Annotated in this window: 12 protein-coding genes and 1 tRNA gene; 5 read left to right on the forward strand and 8 right to left on the reverse strand. The window is 45.4% G+C overall.

Annotated elements, in window-relative coordinates; all coding sequences use genetic code 11:
• Window positions 1–34: 34 nt before the first annotated feature.
• From E7Z59_RS02820 to E7Z59_RS02835, 4 genes are all read right to left on the reverse strand, one after another.
• A complete protein-coding gene (locus tag E7Z59_RS02820; RefSeq protein WP_136334769.1) occupies window positions 35–3,151 on the reverse strand; it encodes an efflux RND transporter permease subunit in 3,117 nt (1,038 codons plus the stop codon).
• A 4-nt stretch (window positions 3,152–3,155) separates the two neighbouring features.
• Window positions 3,156–4,259 carry an efflux RND transporter periplasmic adaptor subunit gene (locus tag E7Z59_RS02825; RefSeq protein ID WP_242015584.1) on the reverse strand — a complete coding sequence of 368 codons (1,104 nt, stop codon included), beginning with the start codon at window positions 4,257–4,259 and terminating at the stop codon, window positions 3,156–3,158.
• Window positions 4,260–4,263: 4 nt separating this feature from the next.
• Window positions 4,264–6,609: a TolC family protein gene (locus E7Z59_RS02830; RefSeq protein ID WP_136334770.1), complete on the reverse strand. Its 2,346-nt coding sequence runs from the start codon at window positions 6,607–6,609 to the stop codon at window positions 4,264–4,266.
• Between the two features lie 241 nt (window positions 6,610–6,850).
• Entirely contained in the window at window positions 6,851–7,831 is a 981-nt protein-coding gene (locus tag E7Z59_RS02835; RefSeq protein WP_136334771.1) for a DUF1028 domain-containing protein, read from the reverse strand.
• Window positions 7,832–7,951: 120 nt separating this feature from the next.
• On the opposite strand from E7Z59_RS02835, the gene E7Z59_RS02840 reads away from it, so the two are divergent.
• Window positions 7,952–8,446 (forward strand): c-type cytochrome, encoded by a 495-nt coding sequence (locus tag E7Z59_RS02840; protein ID WP_136334772.1) that lies wholly within the window; start codon window positions 7,952–7,954, stop codon window positions 8,444–8,446.
• A gap of 84 nt (window positions 8,447–8,530) precedes the next feature.
• Here E7Z59_RS02840 and E7Z59_RS02845 read toward each other — a convergent pair whose 3' ends face one another.
• Both E7Z59_RS02845 and E7Z59_RS02850 read right to left on the reverse strand, forming a co-directional pair.
• On the reverse strand, window positions 8,531–9,073 hold the full coding sequence (locus E7Z59_RS02845; protein ID WP_136334773.1) for a DUF1572 family protein: 543 nt from the start codon (window positions 9,071–9,073) through the stop codon (window positions 8,531–8,533).
• A gap of 262 nt (window positions 9,074–9,335) precedes the next feature.
• Complete coding sequence (locus E7Z59_RS02850) at window positions 9,336–9,854, reverse strand: GNAT family N-acetyltransferase (RefSeq protein WP_136334774.1); 519 nt, start codon at window positions 9,852–9,854, stop codon at window positions 9,336–9,338.
• A gap of 312 nt (window positions 9,855–10,166) precedes the next feature.
• Between E7Z59_RS02850 and E7Z59_RS02855 the strand changes: the two genes are divergently transcribed.
• Together E7Z59_RS02855 and E7Z59_RS02860 are read left to right on the forward strand one after the other, a co-directional pair.
• The gene (locus E7Z59_RS02855) at window positions 10,167–12,938 is read left to right on the forward strand and encodes a M16 family metallopeptidase (protein WP_136334775.1); all 2,772 of its coding nucleotides are present in this window, start codon (window positions 10,167–10,169) and stop codon (window positions 12,936–12,938) included.
• A gap of 158 nt (window positions 12,939–13,096) precedes the next feature.
• Window positions 13,097–13,564: a hypothetical protein gene (locus E7Z59_RS02860; protein ID WP_136334776.1), complete on the forward strand. Its 468-nt coding sequence runs from the start codon at window positions 13,097–13,099 to the stop codon at window positions 13,562–13,564.
• Window positions 13,565–13,629: 65 nt separating this feature from the next.
• Here E7Z59_RS02860 and E7Z59_RS02865 read toward each other — a convergent pair whose 3' ends face one another.
• Window positions 13,630–15,996 carry a TonB-dependent receptor gene (locus tag E7Z59_RS02865; RefSeq protein WP_199287161.1) on the reverse strand — a complete coding sequence of 789 codons (2,367 nt, stop codon included), beginning with the start codon at window positions 15,994–15,996 and terminating at the stop codon, window positions 13,630–13,632.
• 668 nt (window positions 15,997–16,664) lie between these two features.
• A complete protein-coding gene (locus E7Z59_RS02870; protein WP_136334777.1) occupies window positions 16,665–19,442 on the reverse strand; it encodes an alpha/beta hydrolase family protein in 2,778 nt (925 codons plus the stop codon).
• Between the two features lie 164 nt (window positions 19,443–19,606).
• Between E7Z59_RS02870 and mce the strand changes: the two genes are divergently transcribed.
• Both mce and E7Z59_RS02880 read left to right on the forward strand, forming a co-directional pair.
• Window positions 19,607–20,011: a methylmalonyl-CoA epimerase gene (gene mce / locus E7Z59_RS02875; RefSeq protein ID WP_136334778.1), complete on the forward strand. Its 405-nt coding sequence runs from the start codon at window positions 19,607–19,609 to the stop codon at window positions 20,009–20,011.
• A 195-nt stretch (window positions 20,012–20,206) separates the two neighbouring features.
• Window positions 20,207–20,280, forward strand: a tRNA-Ile gene (locus tag E7Z59_RS02880).
• Window positions 20,281–20,471: the final 191 nt, after the last annotated feature.

Here is a 20,471-nt window from a genome sequence, read left to right on the forward strand (position 1 = left end):
CTGTTTTTCAGTAATTTAAACAACACCTTGAATACTATTCCTCTAACAGGGCTTCATCAAATTCATAATCATGGTAGTGCACCTTATACATCAAGCTATACATGGAGGGTATAAATAACAGGGTGATCACGGTTCCGAAAAGCAGTCCGACCATTATACTAACAGCCATCCCCTCCCACATATCACCTCCACTTAAATAGAGGGGTATTAACCCCAAAACCGTCGTAAAGGTAGCCAGGAGAATGGGCCGGAATCGTTGTAAGCAGGCACTGATAATGGCATCGTGGGGATCTCTGCCCAATTCTCTCTGCTCCATTTCCATCCTGTCAATCAGTACAATGGCATTATTGATCACGATCCCTGCGAGCGAGATCACCCCTAAGAAAGGCATGAATCCAAATGATTGATTAAAGAGCAATAACCCGATGACCACCCCTATAATACCCAGGGGGATGGTAAGCACGATCATGATCATTTTCCTAAAAGAATTGAACTGTATGATTAGTAAGAGCACTATGATAAACCCGCTCAGGGGCAAGTAACGCAGTACGGCACCCATATTCTCGGAGCTGTTTTTAGCATCCCCTCCCAATTGATAATAAAAATCCTGGGGCCATGATCGCTGTTGTTCGTCAAGCCAGGGCAACATGACCTGCATAATAGCTGCCGCATTACCATCCGCAGTAAGTTCACTGGATACATTGATGGTTCGTTCCTGATCAAACCGCTGCACTTTCGCGTATTGCCACAATGGAATAATGGAGGCTACCTGTAACAGCGGGACACTTTTCCCGGTACTTTGAGCATACACATTTAGGGTCTCCAGCGATTCCAGACTTTGTTGCTGGTCGGTATCGCCCCGCATGAGGATAGGTATTGATTTATCATCTTCCCGATACTCCCCGGTTTTAAATCCGTCCAGTATGGTTTGCAAAGAAATGGCAATATCCTGGCTCGTTACCCCGGCCATCTGCGCCCTGTTCTGATCAATATTGATCAAAAACTTCTTACTCTTCGGACCCCAGTCATCCTTTACGTTCTTCGTTCCGGGTTGGGCTGAGAGCTTTTTTCGTATGTCCAGGGCAATATCGGAAAGCGCATCAGGATCCTCCCCTGAAACCTTGATCTCTATAGAAGTCCCACCGCCGCCACTCCCCAGAGGAGCCACCTTAATATCAGCTCCGGGAAATGTGTTGAAGCAATAGCTATCCAGCTTCTCGATCAGAAAGTTATTGAGGGTCGCATCACTGGTGTTTACCAGTATATGGGCATAGTTGGAGTTGGGTTCATCGGGGGTATACCCCAGGTCATAGGATGCAGGTCCTGCCCCGATATAAGCCGACCAGTCCAGGACACCTTCCTCCCTTGTTTCGTTTACCTGCAAAGAATCACGCATATAGGTTTCAAGATCGGCTATCAAAGCTTGGGTAGCCTCAATTCGGGTTCCTTCAGGGAGATTGATATCCACCGTAATAAGGTTCCTGTCACTATCGGGAAAAAACAGAAAAGGGATCTTGCTAAACCCTAAAAGCGAAAGCAGAAACAAGCCAAGAATACCAACAACAACCAACAGTTTGCGGGAAAGCGCCACCAGGATCAGGTCTTTATACCGCAATTTTAATTTATACAGTACCTTATCGATCAGTGAAGGTTTACGCTCTTCTTTCTTGGTGGGTTTGAGAAAAAGAAAACAAAACAGGGTGATCACCGTCAAAGCGAGTATCCATGAAGATAATAAGGCAATAGATATCACAACAAAGATGGGCCCCACAATATCACCCATCGTCGATTCGGCCAGGTAAAACGCCAGGAAAGCCGCAGAAGTGGTCAGGGTAGAAATTAACAGGGGGATCGATAATTCTGAACAGGCTTCAATCGCTGCGGACTTAGGAGGCACCCCCTGGTCCATCTTAACCATGATGGTCTCTGCAACTACAATAGCATTGTCTACCATCATACCCAAAGCCATAATGAGTGCAGCCAGGGTAACCTGGTTAAGACCGATATCCATAATACCCATGATCATCAGGGTCATCACGATCACCATGGGGATCAGGCTGGCAATGACGAGTCCGGAGCGAACGCCCAGAAAGAACAGCATTACCAAAAGAACAATGACCACTGCTTGTATCAGATTAACTACAAAATCATTGATCTTATCATCAATATAGGTATCCATAGAAGCCATTCTTGTCAGTTTGAGACCAACGGGAAGTTTAGCCTCCCACTCGGCCACGACCTTATCCACATCCTCCCCGAGATTCACAACATTGGCCCCCTCGATCAGGTTGATGTGGATCGAAATACCTCTTTCTCCTTCTATACTGACCACTTGCGAGGGTGGGTCTATATACCCTTTTTCAACCCTGGCGAGGTCTTTTAATGCAACCATTTGGGTGCCCTGCTCTCCTACAGGCACCAGCATATCTCTTATCTCATCAACACTATTGAAATTTCCCGTGGGCTCAAGAATGATCCGTTCCTGATCCAAGTTGATCTGCCCCCCTGAGCTGAGGATATTGGTTGAAGTGATCAGGTTCTGTAACCGACTTGACGAGAGTCCGTACTCCTTTAGCTTGGCATCTTCATACTCCACAAACACCCGCTCATCCTGTACCCCTCCCAATTCAACCTTGGCCGCATCGGGTAATTTGATCATGTCGTCTTTGATGTCATCGGCAAATTCCTTGAGCTCGGCATAACTAAAACCTTCGCCGGTAAGCCCAACCACAATACCATACACATCGCCCAGGCCATCATCATCAAGAAAAGGGGTTACCCCCTCAGGCAGACCTTCCATACTGGATAACTTTCGTCTCAGACGGTCCCAGACTGATTGAAGTATATCGGGACTCACCTCATCCTTCAGGGTTACGGTTACTACCGACAGGCCTGTTCTTGAAGTACTGCTCATCTCCTTGAGCTCAGGAAGTTCCTGGGCTATTTTTTCTACCCTGTCGGTTACCAGAAGTTCTGTTCGTTCAGGGCCTGCTCCGGGGAACTTGGTAATAATATTTGCCACCCGAACTGTATAGGGAGGCATACTATCCCTCGAGAGAGAAACATAAAGACTAATGCCCAATAACATGATCGTACCCAGCACCGTGAAGGTGATGCGGTTTCTTTCAATAGAAAATTGGGTGAGATTCATGCAGTTATTCTTTATATAGTTTCACTTCTTGTCCGTCAAGCAGGGTTTGTAACCCGGCCGTGGCTATCTTCTGTCCGCGTTCCAGTCCTTCCCTCACCACAAAACCTTCCATAGTAAGTTCTCCAAGGGTTACGGGTTGTTTATTCACTATCAAGGCCGAATCACTTTCATTGATCACAAAAACAAACCTTCCTTTGGTATCCTCTCCAACGGCATAGGTAGGTACAACCAATGCATCTTCCTGGATCTCATCTTCAGAAAAATTAAAGGTTACGCTGGCCGCCATGCCGCTTCTCACCTCCTCAGCCTTGTCAATCAATCGCACTCTAACGGGGTAGGTGGCAGTGGTTTCATCTACGGCAGGCGCCACTTCTGTGACTTCTCCCTTATACACCTTTCCGGGTAGAGAGGTGAAACTGACCGACGCTCGCAGGCCTACTTTAACCTCATTGATAACACTTTCAGGAATACCGAGACTGATCTCCATATCGGTACCGGCATTGAGTACGGCTACCACCTGCCCGGGGCTTACATTTTCATCCACCTCTGCCGTGATGCCTGAAATAGTACCATTGGCAGGGGCATATAAAAATCCGTAGCGAATCTGTTCTTTTTGAATTTCCACACTGCGCTTAGCCGACTCATAACTCTGCTGGGCGGTTCTATAGGAGTTTCTGGCTGCCTCGAAATCGCTTAAGGAAAGACTCCCTTTTTCGTACAGGGTTTTCACCCTGTTAAGGTTGAGCTTGGCTGTATTCATTTGAGAAGTGGCACTATTTACCTGGGTCAGGGCTTGTTCGTATGCGAGTCGCGACTGCACATTGTCAAGCCTGGCCAACAGCTGACCTTTCTCTACCCTTTGCCCCAGGTTGATCTCAAAACTGGTAATGATACCACTGTTTCTAAAACTGAGATTGATGATCTTTTCTGTACGGGAGGTCCCACTGAATGTGCGTACCCTATCGCCTTTCAGATAATCAACAGCTGTATATTTCACCGGGCGCAACACCTTAGGAGGAGCCTCCTCTTCTTTACACGAAAAACAGGTTAAAATTCCTGCGAGTATCAAAAAAAGGTGAAATCTATAGATGACAAGATGATGTTTCATTGGCTTAGTATTGATCAAAAAATTCTATAAAACGCCGCTCAAATTCTGCGTTCTCTTCGGGAGTATGCAGTAAAAAACTATGTCCTATTAGCCTCTCAAGCTGGGTGGCGTTAAGTAAAAAGTTGTAGATCGCATTCGATTGGGCGAGTTGGGCACGCAAGAGGTTGTTTTGGGCATCTATAAGCTGTACGATGTTCACCGCACCGGCAGTGTACGACTCCCGTGTTAGTTCAAGGGCTTCCCTGGCGGCATCGGCCGATATCTCTGACAGTTTAATGTTGGATATTTGGTTGATCAGGTTTAAAACCACCTCTCGAATGGCAGTCTCATTATCCTGGGCCAGGCCTGCCTTCTGTATTTCCAGCTGGTCTTTCTGTATTTCTGCAGTCTGACGATTGATACTGAAATTATTTTGCTGAAAAATGGGCACTCTCAGATTGACGCCGGCGGTAAAAAAACCTTTCGGGCGAATATCGCCTGCCCCGGCACCCCATTGGTTAAAATCATAATTATAAGCCCCTTGTAAGCCCAGTTCAGGCAATAATCTGCCCGTGGTGTTATACCTGATGTTTCTTTGTGTGGCTTCAAGCGACCGGTCGATCACCTTGAATTCAGGCAGGTTGGTTTTGCCTTCATTAACTAAAAACTCAATAAAGGGTTGGCGCATGCGAGGGTTGTCTAAAATTTCAGCCAGGTTACTGTAGTTATACGCTTCAAAGATTCCTTCTCCCAATTTGGCGTCCGCCACAGTTATCGGAGTCTCCAGGGGCATATTGATCTGTCGGTTGATCTCTACATAGGCCAGTTGCAAGGCATTGGTAGCCTCAATAAGGTTCTGGGTGTTTTGTGCCATTTCACTTCGAAATCGCAACATATCTGACCTTCCTGATTGTCCGGCCTGATAATTCAGTTCGGCCAGCTCCAGGTTTCTCAGGGTAAGATCTCTGTTTTCTCTTTGGATGTTCAGGTTGATCTTAGCGATCAGGGCATTAAAGTATAAAGCTGATACCTGTAGAATCGCATCGAGGTTGGCCACGTTAAAGCGTTCCTGCTGGGCTTCCCTCAAACGCTTTTGAATACTGATCCCGGCGTTTGCGGCTTCTGAAAAAACGAGTTGATTTAGAAATACATTGCCCAGTAAAGCGTACTCAGGAAGTATCACCTCAAAGGTTCTTGCCGCATCCCGGTAATTCGCCTGAGCCCCTGCCCCCACTTCCGGCAAATAGGTGCTTGCTGCCAGTTTTACCTCCTGCCCAAGCAGGTCGACATCTCTCTGGCTTGCCTGTAGTTGCAGGTTTTCTACCAGGGTCATGTCTATAAGATCGAGCAGATCATAGGTAGTTACCCTGCCCGACTCAATAATAGATCCTACAATATTAGTCCCTGCTAATAAACTGTATTTTAAGGGTAATTCCAGCCGGATAAGCGTGTTGATGTTTAAGGTGAGTTTTTTACTCAGGTCCAATTGTACCGGCATGGTTTCCAGGGGAGTCCCACTAATATACTCCTGAATGCTGAGGGCGATCCTTCTGAAGATGCGTGTGAAATTCTCAGAACTCTGGTTGGTTCCTAATATTCCCGATTCTACATCATTGGCAAAGGAAGAGGTAAAGGAAGGGAGTTTTCTTTCCAGAAAAAGGTCGGCAAGGTATTTTATGTCTTTATCGGTGAGATAAAAGGCCTCGGCCAGGTACACAGCATCAATATCATCTGATAACCGGGCAGCAACGTCTTCTGCATTATTGTAAAATATTAGCTCATAGTCTATGCCCAATCTGCTGGTAATTTCATCGAAATAGTTTTTTAAGGCCAGTGATTCATAGAAATCCCTCCTGAGTACAATGCCTGCCTTTTTAAACCTTGTCAGATTATGAAATGTTTCCAGGTCGTTACTCATAGATTGTGAAGTTACCAGGTAGAGAAAATTGGTGATTCCCGAGCCCTCGCCCTTCAAGGGCAGTTCTAACCCCGGGGCATTAACTCCTGCCATTGAGATCACAGGCTTCGTAAATTGGAGGTCATCGAACAATAAACTGTTATTCATGGTGCCGAAGCTCAGAATTAGATCGGCATCAGACTGCTGCAATTCCCGGTATTGTTTCCTGGCGAGCTCCAGGTCAAGTTGGTTGACCTTAAGAAGAGAAGGCGGAAAAAGCACCTCAGCATCTTCTCCTACCACCCTGCGAATCTCCATTTTAAGCTCTTCGATTAGATTTTCGGTTTCAGAACTAGACACCTCCAGCATCAGACCAATACGAAATTGCTGAGATTCCTGTCCCAAAGCAATCATCGCAATAAAGAAAGTAAAGACAAAGAAGAGAATTTTTTGCAGAAGACTATTTATAACCATTCCTGCCGGATATTTTTGACAGAAAAAGTTACAGAAATTATATTTTAACTCACTGATTTACAATGATTAAACGACGAGATGCTTTAAAAAACATTTCTTCTGCGAAATTCAGTAAGGAATGATTGTGAGTAGATGAATGTTGGATGATAAATTATAAATGGTAGGTTATAGATTTTGGGCTGTGGGCTTTGGAATTTGATTGATTCCCCTTCAACTTCATAGCCGCATAACGGTATAACTATTACTCCAACAACCTGGCAAGGCTCTCTTCATCCACCGTCAACAAGCCAACCTTGGGTAGCCTGCGGGTAAGTTCACGCCAATTTGAATCTCCTGCATAAACAGGTTTCAACATCTCAACGGCCTTGTCGATGTCGCCATCGTTCGCCAGGGTAATGGCTGTCCAGTATTGCATCTCCAGGTTATCGGGAAACATATTCATGGCTGCATTGTAGGCCTCCATCGCTGCCTTCATTTCTCCTTTTTCCACATAGAGATCTCCCCGGTTCATATGTTCATAGGCCCGATGTACTTTTAGCAGCCTGGATAGTTCGCCTATAGGGTCCTGGTGGTCATCTACCCTCAGGTCTACCAATCGGTCGCTCCAGGGTTCCCCTGTGGCTTCTCCTCTTACTACCAATAGTGCGGCCGATTGTTTCCCGCGGATGTCGCCTCCGGCTTTTTGAGCTGCCTGTAGTACGGCAACCATGCGCTCTGCCAGGGGTAGCTCTGCGTTCGCCTTCCACGAGGCTTCCATGGCCGGCACTACGCCGTATGTGAGCATCATATTCGCCTGCACAGAGAAATTCTCTCCATTGGCATGACCTGCAAAATCAATACATTTTTCTCCGGTATGAGTGGCCACTTTTCCCTTGGAATTCAACAAGGCTAACTGACGGAAATCACGGCCTTCATCTGCATTGAGCAATGCATCTGCAGCCTCCCCGGGCGACTTTCCCTCTTTCATCAGGGCCAATCCGTTGGGGCCAAAACTCTGGTTCACGAACGACTGGGTAGCTACCACCCCCACTCCGGCCTCGCCCCAGGCCACTACAGTACCCACAGAAAACCAATGCGATTGCACGGCCACTGCCATCTCACCGGTATTGGCATCGCGGGCCACAATAGAAAAGGTGTGAGCAAAAGGATCGGTGGGCTTATTTTGCGCATGCACAGATATACTCAGGAAAAACAAGAGTGTTGACGACAGAATTCTTTTCATAGCTGGAATTTTTGTTCCCCTAAATTTAAAAAGAAATGTCAACCATAACCTGCAGATCATGACATTGGTCATTACCCCTTCCCTATACAGCCATTAATTTGCAGGTAAATACCGGTTATCATGAAAATACATCAGCTGATACTGCTTGTCCTCCTCGCCTTTTTTGTAACCCATTGCGACACGCAAAAAAAGGAAAAAGAAGGTTTTCAATATGAACAAAGCGTTTCCAAAAAGACAACCCTGCCAGACGCGCCTGCTTCAAAACCCTCTGAAACGGTAGACCTGAGCACCAAGGGTATCGGGCCGGTAAGCAAGGTAAATATTGCCTCTGAGATCGACATAGATATGGCTAAAAAAGGAGAGGCGCACTTTAAAAGGGTATGCCTGGCCTGTCACCTGCCAGATCAAAGAATGTTAGGACCCGCCATGAAAGGGATAACCGGGCGAAGAACCCCTGAATGGATCATGAACATGATCATCAATCCACAGGAAATGGCACTAAAGGATTCTTTGGCTAATGCCCTTTTAAAGGAATATAATCAATCTATCATGCCTAATCAGAACATCACCGAAGAAGAGGCCAGGGCCATGCTGGAGTATTTCAGGACGCTTTAATATTTGAGAGTGGAGAGTGGAGAGTGGAGAGTCGAGAATCGTGGGGGCGGGAATGAAATATTAATACATTGATAGGCGTACAACCTATCCCTTTAAGTCATTTTTGGAAAACATTCCCTTGTTGAATTCTTTAGATTTTCCCTTAGGGATGGACAAGGATCGCCAATTTTCACCGCAGATCATTTTGGCAAGGAGCACGATCTGCCCAATGTGATAGGCATAATGCCCGAGTTGTCTGTTCAACGCCTCCACAACAGTATGGGGCTCTTTTCTAATGTATACGATCCTTTCCAGGTCTGCTTCTACTAAGGGTTCGATGTTTTTGAATAGACACTGCCACCCTTCTTCCCAGCGTATCATTAAAGATGCTCTATCGCTGTTCTCTGATTCCACCTTGAACTCTTTATCTCTTTCCCTCCAGGGCTTCTCGCCATCAGACGTCAGGAAATCGGTAAATCTCGAAAGCATATTTCCGGAGATGTGTTTCACGATCACATAAACACTATTGCCGGTTTCATTGACCTGCCAGTGTAATTGGTTATCGGGAATTTGTTCCAGGGCATCCTCTCCCAGTTGCTTGTAGAACCGGAAACGTTCAACGATGGAATGTAAATAGGAGGATGGCATCTCACTAAGTTACGGGATATTTCGGATTTTATTTTTTATCCGGAAGTGCTAAGGAAATCCCCTTCCGCTTGCGCTTTTGCGCATCGACATTCGCCATGGTCTTTTCTCTCTTCCCCACCCTAAAGAGAGGAGCGAACGGTCGTAAAAGGTCTGGTAGACCTTTTACAGAGAGCTGCCAGCTGGAGCGGTGGCATGCGAACCTTTCATAATTGGGGGGGCAGGTGGTGCGAGGGAGACATATCCACGGCGCTGACAGAAGGGGTTAACCACAATCTTTCGGGGTTAACGCAAAAACAAGTTTATCTTTAATTTTAGCTACCTTCCGGGCCCCCAACTTTTTCAAAGCGTGCTGCGATCTGAAATTCTTTTCAAAGACATCGAAATACACCGTGGTCACCTTTTGAAAGGCATGGTTGAGCATTAAATTTTTTACTCTGCGGTTGATTCCTGTTCCCCAGCATGCACGGGCCAGAAAGGTGTAGCCTATACGCACCTCCTTTAGTCCGGGATCATATTTGTAAAACCTGGTTCCACCTATAACTGCTCCTGTCCTTTTATCTATGATCAGGTACATCCCCAGTTCATTGGCCATCCCGTCTGCAAAGAACTGTTTAAAAACCTCTTCCTTCCATCGGTCATGAGCGTTGTGCTGCTTCCAGATGAGCGGGTCGGAAGCCACGGCAAATAAGGTTTCAAAATCTGAAGAAGCAGCCGGTTTCAGCAGCAAGAATTCATCTTGCAATTCCATTCTGAAAAATAGCTTCTCGGTATTTGCGGCCATTGGTCTCATTAGTCTAATACTGGATTGAAAACTTAGTGGCTAATTTAATGGTAAAATTAACTCCATCATCCACCAAAAAGCCATGATCTCTGTTTCTGATCTGTTCCAAAATCCAATGCCACAGAGGGTATTCCGTTAGGTCATTTGAACCCTTTATTAATGTGCCCCATTCAGATTCCGGTGCGGCTTCGGTAAAGATTTAGTGTTAACATTTATCGGCATTATTCGTCTTTTATCTTCTTGAAAGTCAAATTATTCATGTTTATGTAAATTTTCTCTATTTTAAGCTAACAATCATTTAAACAATCAGTTATGAGATTATTTTTAATGTTAACCGCTTTGGCGTTTACACTATCCCTGAGTGCGCAGAACTTCAAAGCTGCGGATATAAATATTGAATATGAGAAATTCGTATTGCCTAACGGACTCACTCTTTTGGTACATGAAGACCACAAGGCACCTATTGTTGCCGTAAACATGTGGTACCATGTGGGCTCAAAGAACGAGAAGCCCGGAAAGAGTGGTTTTGCCCACCTCTTTGAACACCTCATGTTTAACGGAAGTGAAAATTTTAATGACGACTATTTTCAGGCTATCGAAAGGATCGGGGGGACCGACGTAAATGGCACCACCAATAGCGACCGCACCAATTATTTCCAAAATGTGCCGGTCTCAGCGCTTGATCAGGTGTTATTTCTCGAATCTGACCGTATGGGTTATATGCTGGGGGCCATTACCCAGGAGCTTTTAGACGAACAGCGCGGGGTGGTACAAAATGAAAAAAGACAGGGTGAAAACCAACCATACGGAAAACAATGGAATTACCTTACCAAAGCCATGTTTCCGAAAGGACACCCCTATTCCTGGACAGTGATAGGAGAAATGGAAGACCTGAACGCTGCCACCCTGGACGATGTCAAAGAGTGGTTTAAAAGTTATTACGGGCCTAACAATGCCGTAATTGCCATAGCCGGGGATATCACCCCCGAGGTAGCTTATGAAAAAACCCTGAAGTATTTCGGGGAGATCCCTGCAGGGCCTACCATAGAACGTCAGGAGATCAACCTTCCTGATCACCCTTATGACACCCACCAGGTTTACCAGGACCGTGTGCCTGAAAGCCGAATCACTTTTGCATGGATCTCCCCTCCCTTTGGTCAGGAAGAGGATCTTCATTTAGATCTTGTTTCTGCCATTTTAAGCAGTGGTAAAACCTCGAGGCTCTATAACCGACTGGTCTATAATGACCAGATCGCATCAAACGTATCTGCCTTTCAAGCTTCTTCAGAAATTGCAAGCAATTATGTTATTCAGGCCAATGTAAAGCCGGGTGAAGATCCGGAACGAGTAAAACAGGTTCTTATGGAAGAAGTTGATCGCTTTATTACTGAAGGACCTACGGAGGAGGAGCTGAAAAGAGTTAAATCGGCTTATTTTGCCAACTTCATTAAAGGACTGGAGCGTATTGGTGGCTTTGGTGGGGTTTCAGACATTCTCGCCTCCAATCAAACCTATTTCGGCGACGCGAGTTACTACAAAACCATGTTGCAATATGCAGAAAAGGCCACCGTTGCCGATCTGCAAGCCGTTGCAGCTAAATGGCTCACCAAAGGCAAGCACATACTGGAATGCCATCCTTTTCCTGAATACACCATCACTGACACCTCTGTAGACCGATCAAAATTACCGGCATTAACAGCACAAAAGAGCTCGAAATTTCCTGAACTGGAACGGGCAAAACTATCCAACGGATTAAATATTGTTTTAGCACGCAGAACGGGAGTGCCTACCATTGCCATGCAGATGATGTTCGATGCCGGCACCAAGACCGATGTGTTAGGAAAACCCGGGAATGCCACCCTTGCTATGAACCTGCTCGATGAGGGGACCAAAACCATGAGCACCCTGGAGATCAGTGAAAAACTGCAAATGCTTGGAGCTTCTATGTACACAGGTTCCGGCCTGGATAATTCGAGTGTAAATATGAGTACCCTGAAGCCCACCCTGGATGAAAGTTTAGATCTTTTTGCCGATGTGATCCAAAATCCTGCTTTTCCGGCTAAGGAGTTCGAACGACTCAAAAAAGACCAGATCAATACTATAAAAAGAGAAAAGTCTCAACCCATAGGAATGGCTTTAAGAGGTATGACCAAATACATGTATGGCGAAGATCACCCCTATGGAAATCCCTATACCGGATCGGGTTATGAAGAAACGGTGGAAGCCATTACTTTAGATAACGTTGAAGACTTTCACAAAACCTGGCTTCGACCCAACAATGCCACCCTGGTGGTAACCGGAGATGTGGATATGAAATCCCTTACCACAAAACTGGAGAAAGCCTTTTCAGGGTGGAAGAAAGGCGATATCCCTGAAATAAAAATGAACAAGCCCTCCCTGGCCAATCAAAACACCCTTTACCTGATTGACCGGCCTGAATCACAACAATCGGTTATTATCGCCGGACATCTTACTGATGCCTATGGAGCCGTCAATGAGATCGCCAGGGAACAAATGGTAAACATCCTGGGAGGAGAATTTACTTCAAGGATCAATATGAACTTAAGAGAGGACAAGCATTGGGCCTATGGTGCCGGTGGGTTTGTTATGGATACCAAAGCCGAACGTCCCTTTATCGTATACGCCCCGGTGCAAACCGATAAAACCGCCGAGTCGGTGCTGGAATTAAGAAAAGAGCTCAGCGAATTTGTAAGTACTCGCCCTGCCACCCAGGAAGAACTGGATAAGGTAAAGACCAACCGGGTACTCGCGCTTCCCGGTCAGTGGGAAACCAATGCGGCTGTGAACAGCTCTGTGGCCAATATTGTTAATCACGATCTGCCGGATGATTATTACCAAACTTACGATAAGGAGGTTCGGGATCTCGACCTGGCTACCCTTAAAAAGGTCAGCGAAACCATGGTAAAACCCGAGGAAGTAAGATGGTTCATTGTGGGTGATAAGGCTAAGATCGCTGCCAAACTGGATGAGCTTGGATTTGAAAATATCGTGGAGATCGATGCCGATGGCAATCCTATTCGTGAAAGCACCATCCCGGAAAAACCAACAGAACTAAAGAATTAAGCCTATAAAAAATACATGTCAAGGGCCTTCTCAATAAAAGAAGGCCCTTTTCTATTTTAAGCTTCTTTGGGTTCAGTTTTAGAAAATAGTAATGCCTTTTTGATCTTTCTGTGTTACATTTTTTCCACTTCATCGTCTCCCTTTTAAAACACATCAACATGAAAACGACATTTATGACCTTCCTAATGCTGTTAACCCTTACAGCAACCATGGCACAACAAAGGGTAAAGGAACGAGACGTATTAGGCACTTGGGAGCTGAAAGTAGACATTCAGCAGGCCATTAAAGAAGAAACCAAGAACATGAACCTGTTTGAAGGTATGATGGCCCGTGCTTTTTCCGGCATGGCTGAAGAGGTGATGGAAGAGATCGATATTACCTTCGATTTTAGAAAAAACAATGTGTTATACCTGACCGTTCATACCGATCTGGGGGAAGATGAAACCGATGTGGAAGAGCTCTATTGGGAGATCAACAAACACGGACAACTCATCATTGAAGACATTGATAACGACAATGTTCAGGTGAATAACGACGGTTACTGGATGAAGTCTGAAGGCAGATTGGTGGCCATTGATAAAGATGGAAGCCTGGAGCCCTTGGCCTGGATGCAGCGTGTAAAATAATATCCTTACCAAACCATTATATAAAAAGGCCTTCCCGTAATTCCGGAAAGGCCTTTCTCTTTTTATTAGAAATCCACCACGATCCCAATACTCGGTATCGGTTGGCTGTTGTCACTTACAATAGGCACTAAACTTTCAGGCTGCACCACACTTCCGTCAGGATTGCGGTTGAGTCCGTATTCTGTAGGTTGCGGAATGGTTTGCCCCAGAACATTCTGAGCTTCAAAGAACACATTAAGCGCTAACTTTTTAAGGTTCCATTTTTTATCGATCCGGATGTCAAGCTGGCTGAAGGTGCCCAGCTTTTCTTCTCCCAATCGGTCGTAATCCAATACCACTTCCGGGTAATTGGCCAGGGTTGCATCGAGATCGGTAGGCACAAAAGGCGTTTTTCCGGCAAAACGATACCTGGCACTGAACTCCCAGTTTCTTCCAAATTTATACCCCCCTGTAAACGATATCAGGTGACGACTGTCCCATACCGATGGCAGGTAATCATCGCGATCAAACCCGGTGAACTCGCTAAAGAACCAGGTATAGGCAAAAATGCCGTAAAAATTATTGGTAAGCTTTTGCTGAAACTGCAACTCGGCCCCATAACTGCGACCCCGACCAACGGTTGCAATATCTTCACTTCCCAATACTTCAAATCCTCCGCCTTTGTTAGCCAAAGATACCCCGTCAACTACAGAAACCGGATAGTCGTCATAACGCTTATAGAAGCCTTCTACAGAAATAGTTGATGAGGGCGAGAAATAGTGTTGGACGCCCAAAACAAAATGATCGCTCAGGGTATAGTCAACATCCTTATTCAGCAGGTTCCCCGTGTTGTCTCGATACCCGAGAATGGTGTACGGAGGCAATTTATAATAACGGCCCACCGATCCGTTAACACGCCAGTTTTCAATAAACTCATAAGAGAGTGATAGTCTTGGCGAAAAGGTTGATAAAAGGTTGTCACTCTCGGTAAAGGTGTCGTCATCCATTCGGAATCCGAAAGAAACATCGAGTTTATCATTAAAAAACGATCTGGTAAGATTGGAAAAGAACCCATATTTGAAGAAGTCGATATTCGTATCAAATTGCAGGTTGCTGTTTACATCAACCGTAGCATTTTCATAATCTGAATATTGTACATTCAACCCGGAAGTCAGTTTCCATGCTCCTAAGAAATTAGTCATCGCATAGCGCAGTTTGGTCTCCGATTCGACGGCGTCGTTATTAAAGATCACCCCGGCTTCATTTTCCGGATCCTGATAACGCGTAAAATCATTCATCAGGGTGTTATTGCTCAGGGTGGTTTGCATAAACCCTGAACCGTTCTTAAATCTCTTTTTCCAGGTAAGCCCAATGGCATTGGTTCGCTGTTCAATGAAAGGTGCCTGATCAAGTGTCGCCTGCTGTTCGGCATCAAAATCTTCAGGAGCCTCTAGGGTAAAGTCATCAATAGAACCAATACCTATCAGGCTTATCTCATTATAGGCATCCAATTCATGATTTATCTTGAATTGATAATCCCAGTAATCCGGTCTAATGGGCAGGCCAATGGCCTTGAACAGGAATTGAAGATAACTGCGTCTCACCGAGGCCAGGAAGGTCGTTTTTGACTCATTGTTCTTTCCTTTAAAGAGCGGCCCTTCCAGGGTTAAGGCCGCTTCACTGGCACTCACCCGGAAATTCCCTCTGAAATTTCTGTTGTTCCCGTTGCGCTGGCTGAATTGCAACACTCCGGATAACGGATTGTCATATTGGGCACCAAATGCAGAAGTAGAAAGTGTTACATTATCAATAAAAGAGACATTCACCATTCCCACCGGACCCCCGGCACTGCCCTGAGTGGCAAAGTGGTTAATATTGGGGATTTCCATCCCGTCCAGGTAATAAACGGTCTCATTCGGAGCCCCACCTCTGATGATTAGATCATTTCGGAAGCCGCCTACAGAGGGAGAAACCCCGGGCAGGGTTTGCGCTACCCTAACCACATCATTATTACTACCTGGATACGTCGCGATCTCTACCGCAGACAGCTTCTGGGTTGACAATGGCGTCTCCCTGGGCCTGCTGATCTTATTGGCATTGGTAACTACCACCTGCTCCAGTTCTTCAGCATCCTCTTCCAGGATGAAATTGTAATCGGGAGTTCCTACCGAACGCACCAGAATATTAAACCGGGTTTGGGTCTTAAAACCGATATAACTCGCAACCAGGTTGTAAGAGCCCGGAGCGACATTCTTAATAGCGTATTTACCTTCACTATCGGTTTGCGACCCTTGTTGAGTGCCTTCCAGGTATACCGAAGCTCCAGGGATCGGTTCTCCCTTTACATCAGTAACAGTTCCGTAGATCTCTGTACTCACCTGGGCCATACCCATCTGAAAACTCAGCAGGGCGATCAGCATAAAGAATCCACCACGATCAATAGTAATTTTCATAGAAGCAGTATTTTTTGTTCAAAAATACTTTGTTGACCCTTAAACGTATGATAATGTTTTGCAAAAATTCTTACTGATCTGACTTTTAACAAGAGCTATTCCTTTGATCGTTTTTATCTGCCCACAATTATAAATACACACAAATACCATGTTTACAACAAGAAAGTTTATTCTTACAACATAAATTTCATTTAAACACATCCTGCCCTTACATTTACACTGTTGATATTTAAGAACTATTACAGCCCCAAAGTGTTATTAGTTTCTGCTCCAAATCAACCCACATGAACCTACTGTGTGAAATAGAAAAGATTAAAAGTCTCAGCGCCCCCTGAGACTTTTTTTGTGCCTTATAGTTTCCTATTCCAAAACCAGACGGAATGCTTATGATAAACCACCCCGTGCACGTCCATTGCCGTGCACACCCCTCCTTAGGAAGGAGGGGGTAATTATGAGTACATGGTAGATGTTTTTGTGAAAGTCTTTTAAAAAAGATGACTATTAAAAGTACCTTCCCCTTCCCCTGGCCAAGGGGAAGGGGTCAAAGCTTTCAGCTTTGACGGAAGGAGTGGTTCAGTTCGTTATGTATGCCTCTAAGAATAAGGCTTTTTAACGACCCAAAAAAAAGCACCATTTAAAATGGTGCTTTTATAGTAGAGACTATTTATCTATTTATCGTCTAAAAGTTCATAACCCTGGTTAATTCCTTTTTCCTTGGCGGGAACGCCTCGCTCCATCCAGGCGGGTTTAGGCGCGCCTTTAAGGTAGTGGTCAAAGAACTGGGCCATTCGGATATTGAAATCTTTACGATTCTGAAGTTTTAACGGCCAGTGTGGTTCTCCGTTGTAATTCAGGAACCAGGATGGTTTGCCCAATCGTCTCAGCCCGGTAAAGAACTCGATACCCTGATACCATGGCACATGACCATCGGCATCGTTGTGCATGATCAGTAGGGGAGTGTTGACCTTATCGAGGTTATAGATCGGTGAATTCTCGATATATCGCTGTGGGTATTCCCAGGGGGTACCGCCAATTCTACTCTGCGTATGTTCGTATTGGAACTGTCGGCTAAGCCCTGTCCACCATCTTATTCCTCCATAGGCGCTGATCATATTAGGCACGGGAGCCCCTGACTCGGCAGCTTTAAAAATATCGGTTTTGGTCACCAGGTAAGCGATCTGGTAACCTCCCCAGCTGTGACCCTGAACCCCGATATTGTCTTTATCGATAAATCCTTTTTCGATCAGAGCTGTTACACCAGGTATCACGCAATTAAAAGCACTTTCTCCCGGATACCCCGTGCGATAATGCACATCAGGGTTAAAGATCACATACCCTCTGCTGGTGTAAAAACTGTAGTTCAGGCTGGAACGCTCTGCACGTGGCGCCCGGTGACGGTGGAGTCCGTCAGAACTCTTCTCATAGAAATTAACCAGTAAGGGATACTTCTTATTCGGGTCAAAATTTTCAGGTTTTACCAGCATTCCTGTCAGTTCAATACCATCCAATGAAGTCCAGTTCACCAATTCAATCGTACCCCAGTTGTATTCTGACTGTTGGGGGTTAGCATCGCTGATGCGGGTAACATTGCTGAAATTGGCGTCGGCCACACGAAGATCGGGGAACTCCTGGAATGACTCCCGGGTAAACAATAGCGTATTCGCTTTCTCAGCTTTTCTTGGGGTACTGTATCGATAAGGACCACCTATAAGGTCTGTCAATGACTTTGTTTTAAAATCAAAGTGGGCATAGCCCCCGCTCTTATCCGTCTCATTGAAAACCGTTAATAAGGCCTTTTCATTAGTGTCAATATAGTCCTGGTCATCATCCAGTTCCACGTAACGATAAACGATCTTATTTTCTCTTCCCTGTGTCAAACGGGTTGCTTCTCCTGTTGACGGATCAAAACTCCAGATGTCATAACGGTCATAAAGCAACAAGGCCTTGTCATCTTTTGTGAACCCGGCAGCTCCGTAAGATCTTGGGTTACTCGGACTGTCATGCAGTTCATCATAGAAAACCATTCCTTTTGTAAGCGGGATATATTTTTTCTTCTTTATGTCATAGGTAAACCAAAGGCTGTCTGCATTGTTATACCCGTAAACATAGTTCCCCTCCGGACTCAGACTCACTCGTCCGGGTACCTTTTCAAGAACAGGGGTTAAATTGCCTTTGTTCATATCCAACACGGCATAATCACGGGCTCTTTCTCCTGTCCACTGAGATTCCAATTGGTAGGGCACAGCATTGCTCAGCAGAGCATAACGCCCATTGGCTGAGGGGGTGAATTCGGCATCAGGCCATTCTGCATTGGCAAGCTGAGTAAACTTCTTTTTCTTACCCAGGTCGATTACGGCACGGTAGGCCGCAATGGTGTCTTGCTTTATATCCATTTCCTGAACTGTGTAAAGACGGGGCTCATCGTAGGTCCATACCTCTACATTCACGATCTCCTCCCCAAGCAGCGTTGTGTCTTTGATTACAGGTGGCAGGGCGAGCCCGAAGAAAAGCTTTGACTCATCATCTGAAAACCTCATGCTTTGGTAAGCCGAAGGTCTGAGGTCATTTCCGGTGGTATTGGCGTCTACCATCTTTTCTGCTGCAGACATTCCTTCTTCCCAATAATAAAGTTCTCTCGGGCGCAATTGTACCTTGGTGGTATCAGTATCTACCACGAACCCCAGACGCTTTCCTGAATCACTCAGGGTGAGTTGAGAATAGGTAGCTTTCTTTGCCTCGTGTAACAAGACAGGCGTCATATCGTCCAGGTCCATCACATACATGGCTACATTGGCGCTGTCATTAGGCCCGGTGGTGGTCCACGCTAACAGATTGTCTTTTTTGGCAAAGGCATATTCGGTTACATAACGAAGGGTGTCTTCTTTTCCTGATGCCAGTTCGCGAAGCACCAGGTGGTATCCGTTATCTCCGTTGACCTTCTTGCCGTTCTTTTCTTTTTTCTCAGTAGCAGCAGTATCTTTTTCTTCCTTGACCTCCTCATATTGGTAGGCCAGGTAGCCGCTCCATTCCTGTGGAAGATTCCAGGATTTAATGTTTGGGATCTTCTCCAGGTTGCCGCTGCCCAGGTGATAGATACCCAGGGTATCTTTGGGCAAATCTCCCTTTTTCACCTTTCTGCGTTTCATATCCATCACGCTGTCTTTCCAGGCAGTGATGCGAAAAACAAGGCTTTTGGAATCATAGCTAAAGCGTCCGTTAGAGGCACGGTCGTAGGTGAAAACCTCCTTGCCGGAAGCGTCTTTCAGGTGAAGGTAGTGGTCTTTCTCTCCTTTGAACAAGCTGTAAGCCACATGGGAGCCATCAGGTGAAAGAGTTGAATTTTCAATGGAATTCCATCGTTCCAGGTCTTCATGATCCAGAACCTTTTTCTGAGCATGTACTGAAAGTAATGCAAAGATGGAAAGCGTAGTAAGTATCGATCTCATAAGTTGATGAATTAGGTGCCCAAATATAGGGGTTTTGTAACTCTTTTCCTTCCGCCACCGCGGACGTCTTCGTCCGTAGTAGAAGACCTGATAACACTGCTTTTAATTCTTTTCATTCTCCCATGAACTTTCTAATTTTGCTAGGATCAAAAAAAGTACCTTCCATGAACAAAATAGAACACCTGGGAATTGCGGTCAAGGATATTGCCGCCTCTAATGAATTATTCACCAAACTCCTGGGCGTTGCGCCATACAAGGAAGAAGAGGTAGCTTCGGAAGGGGTAAAGACCTCCTTTTTCGAGATGGGCGAAAGTAAGATCGAATTGCTTGAGGCAACCAAAAAAGACAGTCCAATAGCTAAGTTTTTGGAAAAGAAAGGAGAAGGCATTCATCATATTGCCTTTGCCGTAGCTGATATTCAGAGTGAGATCGAGCGATTAAAAGGAGAAGGCTTTGTGGTGTTGAACGAAACCCCGAAAAGAGGTGCAGACAATAAATGGGTTGCCTTTTTACACCCAAAAAATACCAATGGCGTCTTAATAGAATTGTGCCAGGATATTGATTCCTAACAAGCTGCCACAACTGCTTATTGCTAGAGGTAAAAGTTTTGCACCATTCAATAATTAATAGTAATATTGCACTCCAATTTTCGGAATAATTATGTACTTTGAAAGTCAGTTATCTGAAGATTGCTTTGAAATACTGAGAACGTGTCTGTCATGAGTTTATGACAGCATACCATAACCAGAATCACCTTATACATTGGTCCTATAGCTCAGCTGGTTAGAGCACCTGACTCATAATCAGGGGGTCCCTGGTTCGAGCCCAGGTGGGACCACTTAAAGCGCAAACCCGCACTCTGTAAAGAGTGTGGGTTTTTTGTTTTCTGAAAGCGTGAAGAACTTGTTCTTCTAAGCGAACAGGAAACAAAAAACGCATCCTGCGTTAGCAGGAGTGGGTTTGCATTTTCACGAGAGGGATGCCCTGGCCCATCAAGCGCAGCCCTTCTTCGCTTTAGCTATGAAGGGC

Origin of the sequence: Robertkochia marina (assembly GCF_004799345.1) — a bacterium.
GTDB lineage: Bacteria > Bacteroidota > Bacteroidia > Flavobacteriales > Flavobacteriaceae > Robertkochia > Robertkochia marina.

Coding starts and splice junctions, on each gene's coding strand:
- E7Z59_RS02870 (WP_136334777.1), bottom strand. CDS start 19,442: ATGAGATCGATACTTACTACGCTTTCCATCTTTGCATTACTTTCAGTA.
- mce (WP_136334778.1), top strand. CDS start 19,607: ATGAACAAAATAGAACACCTGGGAATTGCGGTCAAGGATATTGCCGCC.
- E7Z59_RS02850 (WP_136334774.1), bottom strand. CDS start 9,854: ATGGCCGCAAATACCGAGAAGCTATTTTTCAGAATGGAATTGCAAGAT.
- E7Z59_RS02845 (WP_136334773.1), bottom strand. CDS start 9,073: ATGCCATCCTCCTATTTACATTCCATCGTTGAACGTTTCCGGTTCTAC.
- E7Z59_RS02820 (WP_136334769.1), bottom strand. CDS start 3,151: ATGAATCTCACCCAATTTTCTATTGAAAGAAACCGCATCACCTTCACG.
- E7Z59_RS02855 (WP_136334775.1), top strand. CDS start 10,167: ATGAGATTATTTTTAATGTTAACCGCTTTGGCGTTTACACTATCCCTG.
- E7Z59_RS02860 (WP_136334776.1), top strand. CDS start 13,097: ATGAAAACGACATTTATGACCTTCCTAATGCTGTTAACCCTTACAGCA.
- E7Z59_RS02825 (WP_242015584.1), bottom strand. CDS start 4,259: ATGAAACATCATCTTGTCATCTATAGATTTCACCTTTTTTTGATACTC.
- E7Z59_RS02840 (WP_136334772.1), top strand. CDS start 7,952: ATGAAAATACATCAGCTGATACTGCTTGTCCTCCTCGCCTTTTTTGTA.
- E7Z59_RS02835 (WP_136334771.1), bottom strand. CDS start 7,831: ATGAAAAGAATTCTGTCGTCAACACTCTTGTTTTTCCTGAGTATATCT.
- E7Z59_RS02865 (WP_199287161.1), bottom strand. CDS start 15,996: ATGAAAATTACTATTGATCGTGGTGGATTCTTTATGCTGATCGCCCTG.
- E7Z59_RS02830 (WP_136334770.1), bottom strand. CDS start 6,609: ATGGTTATAAATAGTCTTCTGCAAAAAATTCTCTTCTTTGTCTTTACT.